Source organism: Arthrobacter sp. UYEF21 (assembly GCF_040546085.1).
In the GTDB taxonomy this organism is placed as follows: domain Bacteria; phylum Actinomycetota; class Actinomycetes; order Actinomycetales; family Micrococcaceae; genus Arthrobacter.
Map to the genome: position 1 here is coordinate 129,536 of NZ_JBEPNF010000002.1, position 12,089 is coordinate 141,624.

Genomic DNA, 12,089 nt, shown 5'->3' on the forward strand with positions numbered 1-12,089 from the left:
GCGTCAGTTGTCCTCGAAGGAGGACTGGGTGAACTTCAGCGTCCTCGCGTTCTCCAGCACCACACGGACCTTGTCATCAGAAAATCCCTCGGCCGCTTCCGCATGAATCTCCAAGGTCACGCGCAGCAAGGCACCCTCTGCGGCGGCAAGTTGATGCAGGATTTCCTGGCTGACGCGTGTCAAGTCCCGGCCGTAGCGCTCGGGATCGACCTCGTATACGCCGAAGAAGCGGGTGTTGCGTCTGGCCAGCGTTTCCTGGGAATGTTCGACGTCGGCTCCCGGCCGATGCTCCAAAGGTACATCCGTCAAGGATGCTGAGGAGCCTCCTGTGTCAGTGCGCAGGGCCATTTCCCGCTCGCCCGTCGCCGTCTGCGCCGCTGTTTCAGCTTCGAGCTGCCGCTGTGCCACATCTGGGTGGACCAACAACACGGAGTCCGTGATGTCCCCGAACAAAGAGTGCGATCCGTGGAATCTGAGCCCTAAGTACTGTCCCGAGGCCTCGTCGTAACCGTGCGCCAGCGCGAAACCATCGTCGGGCAAGATGGTCGTCAGCGCCTCGGAAATCCCGGCCGCAAGCACGCTCCGGTCCCGCATACGTGTCAGATAGGGATACTTGCAGTAATACCCCCAAAGCTCCCCCACAGAAATGTGGCCACGCTCCCACACCGGGCGAAGACGCTGTTCAAGATCCATACGGATAACGAGCGGAGCGATAAGAGTGGTCATGAGCCCCTGGCGTACCAGGCGGTCAAGCACCCGCTTCGCCAAGGACCCTGCGCCCTCGGCTTTCTCGAAGCCGATGAACGCGGGGGCTGCGGCGTCGGGCTGTTCGGGCACAAGCAACCAGTGATAGCTCTGATAGACACGCGAATTCACGTCTTCAGAGTTCCTCTGGACGTTCGACTCAACTTGCTTGAGCTGCTGCGGCGTGAGGTTGAGCTCCTCCTTGCGTGCGGCCACCCACGACCACGCCAGATAGGAACGCGTCGACTCCTCAAGCTCAGGCAGGCGCTTGGAATCGGGAGCCAGGAAGACCACCATGTTGCGGTTGGAACGCTGTGCAGTGCCACAACGCTCGAACGCGTCCCGGGCCCACTGGGCCCCCGCAGAGTCTGCCTTGTCCTTGGTGTGCGGCTGCGACGGGTGCAGGATCACCAGCCGGGCTTCATCGGCATCCTTGATCTCCGCAGACGAAGCCGGCGCCACAGTCACCGCAGCGAAACCGGCACTCTGACGGCGTTCGCCCTGAAGCCGGGACACGATTTCTGCCCAGACTTCCTCGGGACGGTCGCGGAGGGAGTCGGCGTAGTCAGCGGCGGTCCGGGCGACTGAGGGCTGGGTGTCGTACCAGTAGCGGCTGGATTCCTCATAGATGTGGTTGGAGCGCTGGAAGAGGAGCTCCAGCCCGGAGCCGAAGTTCCCCACGGTGTCTCCGGGGATGGCGGCCCCGAGCCACAGACGCTGCCGTTCTAGGCCCTTGTGCGGGGAGTTCAGTGTGGGGGCTGCCCCAATGAAAATTGTCCGGGCCAGACGACGTGTCATGGCGCGGGCTCCGAGGAGGGGGCGCTCGGCGTCGATCTTGGCGGAAGTAGAGTTGTCCCCGTCAATGTCTCTGTCGATGATTGGCTTCCATGCGTCAGGAAGGTACTGGGTGATTTCGCTGGTCACGGTGGAGACGTCCAGTGGCACTGTACCGGGCATGATCATGGGTGAGGCGTCCTGGGCCATCCAAAGAGCGTGGACGACGGTGCTCATCAGGCGCAGGACACCACGGGTGCGCTGGAAACGTTCCAGGGTGGACCAGTCCTCGTAGAGGCGGTCGAAAAGCTCGGGGTGAAGCGGGTAAGCGGCCTTGATCCGCGCTTCATACTCCGGGAGGGTCACTTCGCGGGGAAACTCACCCCGGTGATTGGCGTAGAAGATGCTGTATTGGCGGGCGACGGCGGCTATCTCGCCCAGCGCTGCGGCGCTGGGTTCGGTGAACAGTCTCCTGCGGACGATCTCGAAGGATTCCTGGGACGATGCCGGACGCCAGGGGACAGCGACGCGGCGTACCACGTTCTGCAGTCTCTGGAGGGCTTCCTGGCCGTTGGGTCCTCCGACTTCGATGGCTGATCCGCCTGCGCCGGGCTCTTTTTCGGGGTCGTGGGATGCCGGGATGGAGATTACAAGAAGAGCTCCAGGTATGCTCTTAACCACCTCGGTGAGGGCTTGGGCGAAGGTGAACTGGGTGTCAAATGTGCCGGCTTCAAGGTCCTCGCGACCCCACAACTGGCGGGCATAGGCTACCCATTCGTCGATGAGAATAAGGCATGGCCCGTAGTCGGCGATGAGGTCTCGGAGGAGGTCTCCAGGGTTGGTCTTTGCCTTGTCTGCTGCGGCCACTCGGGCGTAGGCGGCGGCCCCGCCGAGCTGCCACGCTAGCTCGCCCCAGAGGGTGTTGATCTGGGTGCCGTCCCGCAAGGAACCGGTGGGCTTGAGGTGGGTGCCGACGAGCACTACCCTGTTGATCTTCGCGGGCAATTGACGGCCGGCGACGAGGTCTTGGATGTCTTGTGGCAGCGAGGTCAGCGCTGCGCCGGAGAAAAGATGGTACAGGGCGAGCATCGAGTGCGTCTTACCGCCACCGAAGTTAGTTTGCAGGTTGATGATAGGACTCGCGTTGGCATCTCCGCCGATGCGCCGGATGGCACCTTCCAGAAGATCCCGGAGGCCTTCCGTGAGGTAGGTGCGGCGGAAGAACTCTGCGGGCTGAGTATATTCAACGCTGACACCGCCGCCCTTCTTGGGGAAAGCGACCTCGTGGAGGTCTGCGGCAAACTCCGACGACGAGAAGTTGCCCGTGGCTACGTCATGATGCGGCTGCAGAACCTCTCGCCATGATTTGAGCCCGCGACCAGCAACCTCACCGCCTACGTTGACGGTGACGTCTTGCTGCTTGACGAGCTTCTTGGTTTCGGCCTCGAACACGCCTCGCTGGTGATCCAACCGCGATGTGCGGACGGCCTCTGCTTGCTCGACGGCACCAACCAAGACCAGAAGCCGTTCAGCGTTCTCAAGCATGCGGTGCGCGTCGTCGTTGGAAAAAGCCTTCATGTGCGCCCAGTTGTTGCGCTGGTCGCGTAGCTCGCTCGCATAGTTTCGTGCCGAGAAGGGCAGCTGTTCCTTGAACAGCGGGACGAACTTCTCCGTAAGGAGCATAAGATGCGATTGAACATCCTCGGGATCAACCGTCTTGACTTTGGCTTCGGTGAGCATGGCAGCCCAGTCGGCGCCGCGGGCCAGCCGGTCAATAGTCTGGTCAATAAAAGGCAAGAGTCCGTCGCGAAGCAGCTCAAAGGCCTTGCCGACGCGGTCCCGGTTGCTTAACGTTGCCATGGTCTATCCCCGTGTCTTCTTGGTGCGAAAGTGGTAGCTGTCAATTACTGGCGTCAAACGTAAAGGCGCCCTGCGCCGGGGCACTCGCGACAGCGGAACGACTGGCGGATTCGAGCTCGCCCCAGCTTGTGCCGAGCGCGTTGAACAAGATAGCGGTCTTGGTCCAGCCCTTGCGTTCACAGATATTGAAGAGCCGGTAGGCAAGCTCCTTGACGGAATCGAGATCGACCCGCTGCCCTGCGCCAGACATAAGTTTGGCCGCTGCGTCAACCCCGTGATCGGTGAGCGCACGGGCAAGGTGCATAGCTGCTTCCCAAACACTCGTCCGGTCGTCCGTCATAGGATTCCAGTCCAGGGGAAGGTCCTCCGGAGCAATGAGCCAGGCCTCGCCAGCGACGGCGCGGAACACCCCGCCGCGTTGCAGTCCCTGGGTGGAGGTGTTCGTCGCACGGGACAGCGTGTCTGCTGTCCCGGACAGTTCCTTGTTCCACCCGAATTGGCCGAACCACTTCACACAGAAACGAGTGTCAGAGTCAAAGTCGCCTTCCTGCTCCGAAAGGGTCTCGTCGAGCACCTGGTTGATCAGGGCCAGTGCAGTGCGGACGCTCATGCCTGAACCATCGGCCTCAACGACGCGGGTGTATCGGGTAAACACGGCCATGCCCGGACCAATTGCCGCCTGCGCGAGGTCCACCGGGGCAACGCTGCCCTGCTGCAGGTGACGTAGGGCGTTCGGAAGCTCAGCCTTGAGCGCACCGATCAATCCACGGCGGGTCGTGGCTTCAGCCGATTCCGGGCGAGGCCGGCACGCCAGGACAATCGAGGAGGCGAGAGCATTGGTGCCGCTGCCGATCATCCGATTTCCAAGTTCAGTGCGCATCGGCCATGTGGCCGTAACCATAAGACCCGCTTCCATGAGGCCATTGAGCATGGTTTCCCAGCCGGTTGAAGCAGTTCCGGAATCATCGGATTCCGCTTGCTTGAACGCGTAGAAAACTGTGATCGGAATCCCTTCGGCCTGTTTTTTGCGGATGCGAGTGAAAGTCCTGACAAAGCCGCGCTCGAAGTGTTCCTCGGCTTTCTTCTTCGAACCTTCAAATCTGTGTGGCGTCGCAACCAGTTCTTCGGCCTTGGGTGTGAGCATCGTGCCAGTCACGTCGGGGTAGATTGCGCCGAGAGACCTGCGCAGCCAAACGTAGAAGAAATCCGAAAGGTCCGCATAACCGATGTTGTCGTAATATGGCGGATCCGTTGTTACAACTTGACCCGCCTCTATCGCCACCTCAGCGTTTGACTGACGTACGGCCGACTCGCATGCCGCAGGCAACCGGTCCACAACCTTTGCAACGAAGCCGACATTATCCAGAAAGTTGCCGGAAGAATTACTGAATGGATTTCCCTCAGCGAAATCCCATGTCATTGGGATGGCTTGCCGAGCAAAGGTATTTCGCAGAGCTTCCATCTTGGGGCTCGAATCCCACGTGCAAATGGACGAACTCCGGTCTACTGACCGACTAACAGCAAACCCGAGGTAGAGAGCCACCGCCTTAGCGTAGGAATCAGCTGATTCCAAACCGAGGCCTGCATCCTTTGCATCGGCTGCCACACGGTTGCAGGCTTCGCTGACAAGATCACTAAGCGTCGTCATTGCCACAAGCTGTCGATTCGTAAAGTAGTCCGCAAAAGTGTGGAATCCATAGCGTCTGCCCTGCGCGTTACCGCCGAAAGTTCCGCGAGATTCCTGATCGGGTACGTCTACGGGGCGCTCTACATCGGCAGCGAGCACTTGGACAGTAGTTGCAGGTAAATAGACACGCTGACGATGGCCCACCGTCACGGCCGAAAGCAAGCGTCGGCCGTCGTTCTTGGCGGCAAATTGGTCGTGAACATAGTCTCGACCTGCGACAGATTCACATACCAAGCAGACAAAGTTTGCACCTTGTCCCCTCTTGGTCGGCGTCTGCGGTCCGGGCATGCCAACTCTGATTTCGTAGTCGATATCCTTTCCCGTGACCACTGGCTGGATCCATGTGGGACGGGACTTCTTCTTCGATAGCCACCAGGTACTCACCAACGGGATTTCGGCCCCGCAGGCTGGGTTGGGACACGTGACGGTTCTGGCCCAAATCCAGGCCATAACGTTCGCCTCAGTGCCGTCTGCGAGCTTGGCCTTCGGGTACAGATGTCCGATACGAGACTCGGCTTCGTCGCGCATCCACGCACCATAGCGTCTGACATCCTCAGCCAAGCCGGTGGCACGCGGCCAGTGCTTCACCGCCCGGTCTATGTCTGGATGGACCGGCTGATTGCCCGCGAATTTCGGTGGCATCTCGATGAGCGCCTTGTTGATCAGCACAGCCACAGGGTTGAGGTCGGAAGCATGCGCCTCCAAACCCAGTCGCTGCGCTTCTAGTGGGATGGAGCCCCCGCCAGCAAAAGGATCCAGAATCGGTGGTGGATTGCCATCAGTCGACTTCAGAATCTCGTCGTGAGCTTCCTTCATTAGCCTCTCGTCCCCTGCGTTCTCCCAGACCACCAGGCGCTCGATTAAGGCGAACAGCCGCTTGCGTTCGGCATCTTGCGCCGCTTCTGTGGGGAACTCCTCGGGTCGTGCCGAAGGATCATCGACGAGCTGGGAGAAAAGGACGGCCCGGGCAGCCGCGAGAGGGCGACGGGCCCACCATAGATGCAACGTGGACGGGTGTCCGTGCCGGATGGACTTCTCCCGCGCCGACTCTCGATTGATGGCCTCCAAGGGCAGTGCCACTTCGATGAGTTTCCGTCGGATCGGCTCGGTCAATGTTTCTCCTGCACAGTTCTCTTGCTTTGGTACATCTGAATCGCGTTCAATACGTGGGGCGCCGCTGAGCAGCAAGGCTAGGTTGGGACGATCAGTGTGGCTTTGTACCCTGCTCCCACGTCTTCTTCCACCCTAGTGTGAGCTTGGTGATCCGGAAGTCATCGGTTGACGTGGCATCGAAGGGGCGGTCAAGATATCGCATCCGATCGGCTTGCGGTCCTTCCGGACTGACTTCGACGAGGGCGAGCCGGTAGTCGTCGCCAAGGTTTTTGGCTGTCAACACTTCGTTGTGGGTGATGGTGAAGTCGTCGGCGCCGCTGATGCGTCCCTTGACTTCAATCTTCAGCACAGTCCCGCCGGGTGTCACCGAACGGATGTCATAGCCGGGGTTGTTGTGCGGCATCTCTTTCGGAACGCGTCCCTGTGTCCGTTCGGCGGCCATTACGGCTTCCACAGCACGGCGCTCCACGAAGGTCGTCTCGTTGGCGTAGGTGGCCACCGGCTGCGTGCGCTGGCCTTGGAGTCGTTCCAGCAGTCCTTTCGGAATCACAAGGGCTGCGCCGGCGACAACGGGAGGTCTGACGCTCAAGGAGGCGTCGGCGTCGAGCTCTTGCAAGCGGCGTTCCAAGCGGCGTTCCAAGTCCCGTGCCCGCCGGTAGGCGGTCTCCGGCCGGAGTTTCAGTTGTTTGCCGGCGGCCTCGCGGTCAAGCAGTTCTGCGTGACGTATGTCCCAGTTGTTGATCTCCGCTTTAAGGCGCCTGTTCACTTGTTCCCGTGTGCGTTGCACCATGGGGAGCACCATTGCTCGGATCTCGTTCTCGTGCTCCTGCAGAGAGTGCTGGATGGCCCATTCCACGGCGATGTCCTCTGCGCCCCGGACCAACCATGGCTCCGCGAGGGCAGCCTCCACAGATGCCTCTGCCCCCGCGGGGAGAGCCTCATAGTCCAGGTAGGGCGCGGGGCCTGCCGGATGTACCGCCCCGTTCGGTTGCAGCTCGACAAAGTCAAAGCGCTTGGAAACTGTGATGGGTTGGGGGCGGCCGTTGGCGATTTCCTCGGCCAGAGCCACCAACAGTCGCGGGGTCTCGCCGTCATCGTTGGGGTCCACCAAAACTGCACCTTGTTTGAGGTTCCCGTGGTGCGTCTCAATCGTCAGGTCAACCACGGCGTCCAGCAGCGGATGGCCCGGGGCGATCAGGGCTGCAGGTGTCATGCCCGCGGCCCGAGCCCGTTCACGGGTGAAGGTGACTCGCTCATATTTTGGCAAAACGGGCGCCCCCAGTCCGATCTGGCGATCACGGTCCCTCAAAGCGTGAGGTACGTGGGTGACCTCATATCGACCGGACTCCCGGATGCTGATGCGTCCACCCAGCCGATTAAACGCCTCTAGGAAAAAGGATTCAATGAAGTGTGGCTGGAGGCGCCGGGCCTGTGTCTGTTCCAGACGCAGCTTCATCTCTTCTACATCGGACTCTGCAATTACTTGGCGATGCAGGGCACGCTCGGCGAGCAGTTCGTCCAAGCCTTGGCCGACGGTGGCGTCAATGACTTCATCGAGTTTGGCGCGAACTTCCGGAAGGTCACCGTAGCGGATAGCTTCCATAAGCAGTCCACGCAACGGCTGATTCTCGAACGCGTCGCCCAATACATCGAAGACCTTCCCCGCGTATGCCTTGCGCTGCTCCTCGATCTTGTCCAGGAGTTTAGTGAAGACCTCGCCTTCGCGGGTGTTCCGTGCCACGAGGTTCCACAGGTGACATACTTCCTGCTGGCCGATGCGATGGATGCGGCCGAAGCGTTGCTCGATCTTATTTGGGTTCCAAGGGAGGTCGTAATTGACCATAAGGTGGGCGCGCTGCAGGTTCAAGCCTTCTCCGGCTGCGTCCGTGGCCACCAGCACGCTGACCTCAGGGTCCCCGGTGAACAATTCTTGGACGGCACGGCGCTCTTCCCGCCTTACGCCGCCGTGGATACTCACCACGGCCTCGTCCCGGCCCAGCAGGTTCCGGATCTGGTTCACCAGATAGTTCAGGGTGTCCCGGTGCTCCGTGAAGATGATGATCTTGCGGAGGCTGCCCTCGGAATCGTGGGTGAGTTCATGCCCAGTAAGTAGCTGGCGTAGCTCGGTCCATTTTCTGTCCTGGCCCGAGCGGTGCACGCGGCCCGCGATCTCGACGAGGTCGGCCAATGCGCCGATCTCCAGATCCAGCTCAGCGATGGTGCGGGCCGCTGTAGCGGCATCCAGCACGTCCTCTTCTAGGTCCTCCAGTTCCTCTCCCGCGAGGTCCTCCAGAACGCTTTCGAGGCGATCGTCGTCACGGCCCAAGATCGCATCCACGCGCTGGCGAAAACCACCCTCCGCGTCCACACCCATAGTCATCTCCCGCCGGCGCTTCTCAAGCCGTGCCTTGCGGCGCTCAAGACTCTTCAAAATCGCCTCGGGGCTGGATGCAAGACGGCGTTGTAGCACGGTGAGGGCGAACCCCACGGTATTGCCGCGGCGTCCGTCGCCTGCGGCTTTGAGCCGGTCCGCCCGGTTCATTTCTTCGCGGACGTAGTCGGTGACGGCACCGTAGAGATCCTCCTCTGCATCGGAGAGGTCATAGGGGACCGTGTAGGCGCGACGTTCGGGAAACAACGGCTTGCCTTCCATTGTCAGGAGCTCCTCCTTGACCATGCGACGCATCAGGTCCTCCGGCACTACTGTGTGCACGCCGTCGCGGTACTTGCCCTCGAAGCGGTCCCCGTCCAGCAAGGCCAGGAACAGCTGGAAGTCCTCTTGCTTGCCTGAATGCGGGGTGGCCGTCATGAGCAGCAAGTGCCTGGTGATGGCACCCAAGTTCAGGCCCAGCTGATAGCGCTTGGTGGTCTTGAGCTCATTGCCGAAGTAGTGCGCGGACATGCGATGCGCTTCATCCACCACAATGAGGTCCCAGTCGGTATCCTTTAGCTGCCCCTGGAGATCGTCGCTGCGCGAGAGCTGGTCCATGCGGGCGATCAGCAGCGGGTGCCGATCGAATACACTGCCGTCGATGGTGGACTCGGTGAGCGAGCGGGTCAGGATGTCGAAGCGAAGCCCGAACTTGTCGAAGAGTTCGTCCTGCCACTGGTCCACAAGGCTGCCCGGCGCGACGATGAGGCACCGGGCAAGGTCTCCACGTAGGAGGAGTTCCTTGACGTAGAGGCCGCACATAATGGTTTTGCCAGCACCGGGGTCATCGGCAAGGAGGAACCGCAGCGGGGTCCGCGGGAGCAGCTCGCCATACACCGCCTTGATCTGGTGCGGCAGCGGCTGCAGGTCCGAGGTGGAAATGGCCAGCATCGGATCGAATAACGCCGCATAACGGATGCGCAGTGCCTCTGCGGCAAGACGCCAAGCCCCGGCATCACCGTCAAACGCCCGGGTCTTACCATTCCTGGCAAGGGTCATGCCGGACTCCTTGTCCCGGCCGAGAACCGCCTGCTGTATCCGGTGCTGCTGGTCCGAGAATGTGACCGTGAGATAGTTCGATCCGATCCACGTCACTGCAACTATGTCCACAGGACCCGGGCCTGCGACACCACCAACCGAGACACCTGGGACAAGCTGCTCGAGCCTCACTCCTGACGGGGTATCGAACGCCGATGACGATGCGCTGACTGACATTGCCTACCCCTATGCTGTTGCCCACCACGACGTCCCCAGCCGTGGACTCACAGTCTACAGAGGGGGTGGACATTACCGCGGTAACCAACGGCTGCAGGAGATTGAACAGGAAGTCTTCGGTCCGATCCTGGATGCAGGCTGCAGCGATGGGGCGCGAGACACTCGACAAGGTGACCAGACTTGGAAAATCAGCGCTGTCGAGCAGGTCTGCCCCAACGGCACTTTCCGACCTGGTAGGTGACGGATCGGGACGGGCGTTCAGTAATTCATCTCACTCCCCGCTGCGACCCCGAAAGGGGGCACCACCACCGGGCTCTTTGACGTGATGTTGTAGCCCGGCGCGGCAACGTCTGCTGCCACCGGCGCGTCAATGTTTGCCTGAACCTCAACGTCAGGCCCCGCAACTGCTGTGTTTGACGAACGCTGGTAGACGGCAGTGCCGAAGCGAAGGTCCGGCCCGATGGTGTCGGCGACGATGCGCCGGGCCTCGCGGCGTTCGCCCTCCTTCTCGTACGAACGAAATTCCAGCTCGCCAGCGACGGTGACCGCGTCCCCCTTCTTCAGTGAGCTCGCAGAGTTCTCCGCCAACGCACGGAACGCCGAGACATTGTGAAAGACGGGTTCCCCGTCGTGCCAGGTGCCGTCGGCTCCCTGGATTCGCTGGTTAACGGCAACGCGCAACTTGGCGTGGGCCACACCGCTTTCACCGAAGCTGAGCTCGGGATCAGCGACGAGATTACCCGCGATGCTGACCGGGATCTTGGTGCTCATTGTTCTGTCCTTTCAACAGCCGGCGAGACTCCCCCGCCGGACAGATATTGCGGCGGACCTTACGGACCGGCCATCACCGGACCGTCAACAGACCGTCCGGGCTGTTCCAACCCCACGTAGGACGCTGCAGGGTTGAACCGGGGGTCCGCGTCGACCGCGGCGATCTTGCCGCCGAATCCCGGCGGATGCGTGATTTCGAGAATTCCCTTGCTGGCCGCGGTGACGCGGCCCAATACTGACTTCGCAATGTCCGCACGAGACGCTGGTAGCTTGCTGCCGTCGTGGTGAGCCATCGCGTCCTTCTCCGCCTCAATGACAGCGTCAGCCCAACCCGCCAGGTATGAAGCGGATTGCGGGCCGCGGTCGATCCCGTGGGCCCTGAGCACCGTGTAGGCAACGGATTCGGCCTCGACTTCGGCCAACCCTCGATGGTCGGCGCTGCTTCCGTAAAGCCTGCCGATGTCGTCGTCCGGCCCGTGGAGCAGGACATGCCCAAGCTCGTGGGCAAGGACCGCTGTGCGCTCTTCAGTGTTCAACCACCCACCGACCTGGACGCGCTGTTGCGTGAAATCAGTGAAGCCACTCGTCAGCCCGTACTGGGCATCCGTAACGTCCACGCTGAAGCCGTGCCGGCTGGCCACATCCGCCAGAGATTGCCAGAGCGCAGCGGCGTCCGCGTTCGGTCCGTCGATGGCGCGGGGTACCAGGAGCGGAGTCCCCTCCGTCTGGGAGACATCGAAAACTGCCTGGCCACGCCAGCCGGTGATGACGGTCGTCTTTCCATCGTCGACGGCGCCACGCGGCAGCTGCTCGCCCGCCGGAACTCGTTGCCGGGTACCGTCAGGAAGCATCACTTGCTGGACTCGAGCCGTCAGTGGCGCGATGACCCAGAGTGCGTGCTCACCCCGCAACACCGTGCGCCCATGGCGTGCCCATTCCTTGTACCCTGCCACCAGGCTCGGCTGTTCGGTTCCGCGCTGGGCCATCTGCATCATGAGCATTGCAACGTTGCCGCCTGAGTAACGCCACAATGTCACCGAGGCGTCCAGCAGCACCTGCCAGTGCGACGGCGATTCAACGGCCTTTTCCAGGATCTTATGGAGGCCATCCGTCAAGACAGTGATGCGCTCTTCCGGAGTCATGCGTCCAGCGGCAGGCGCGGCCTCTGCCGCCAGGTCACTGGGTTCGTCTTCAGCTTCAGGGGCCACGACAGCCACCCTCCATGCTTCTCGGGTTACCGCCGGGACCAACCTGCGGATACCTATTCATGTCCAGGACGGCGCGAACAGCATGACTTCAGAATTCGTCCCCGACCTGATGGGTGGCTACATGCCGCTCAACGAAGTTCACATTATCGAGCCGCAGGATCCGAAGTGCCGGTTCCTTGTGCGCTTGCAGGCCGACGCAGCCGGCAGTCCAGGTATGCATTCGCAGACGCTCGACGGCGTGCGGCGGCCGCTCGTGGAACGCTAATGGCCCAAACCCCGGATCGTC

The 12,089-nt window shown here is 61.5% G+C and carries 6 protein-coding genes; 1 reads left to right on the forward strand and 5 read right to left on the reverse strand.

Features of this window, described 5'->3' with window-relative positions:
* Positions 1-3: 3 nt before the first annotated feature.
* From ABIB27_RS03850 to ABIB27_RS03870, 5 genes are all read right to left on the reverse strand, one after another.
* Positions 4-3,378, reverse strand: coding sequence for a DUF499 family protein (locus tag ABIB27_RS03850; RefSeq protein ID WP_354253521.1), 3,375 nt, complete (start codon positions 3,376-3,378; stop codon positions 4-6).
* Between the two features lie 40 nt (positions 3,379-3,418).
* Entirely contained in the window at positions 3,419-6,178 is a 2,760-nt protein-coding gene (locus ABIB27_RS03855) for a DUF1156 domain-containing protein (protein ID WP_354253522.1), read from the reverse strand.
* 91 nt (positions 6,179-6,269) lie between these two features.
* Positions 6,270-9,824 (reverse strand): helicase-related protein, encoded by a 3,555-nt coding sequence (locus tag ABIB27_RS03860; protein ID WP_502909106.1) that lies wholly within the window; start codon positions 9,822-9,824, stop codon positions 6,270-6,272.
* A gap of 258 nt (positions 9,825-10,082) precedes the next feature.
* A complete protein-coding gene (locus ABIB27_RS03865) occupies positions 10,083-10,595 on the reverse strand; it encodes a single-stranded DNA-binding protein (RefSeq protein ID WP_354253524.1) in 513 nt (170 codons plus the stop codon).
* A gap of 59 nt (positions 10,596-10,654) precedes the next feature.
* The gene (locus ABIB27_RS03870) at positions 10,655-11,803 is read right to left on the reverse strand and encodes an ArdC-like ssDNA-binding domain-containing protein (protein WP_354253525.1); all 1,149 of its coding nucleotides are present in this window, start codon (positions 11,801-11,803) and stop codon (positions 10,655-10,657) included.
* A gap of 82 nt (positions 11,804-11,885) precedes the next feature.
* Here ABIB27_RS03870 and ABIB27_RS03875 point away from each other — a divergent pair, with 82 nt between their 5' ends.
* Positions 11,886-12,068: a hypothetical protein gene (locus ABIB27_RS03875; RefSeq protein ID WP_354253526.1), complete on the forward strand. Its 183-nt coding sequence runs from the start codon at positions 11,886-11,888 to the stop codon at positions 12,066-12,068.
* Positions 12,069-12,089: the final 21 nt, after the last annotated feature.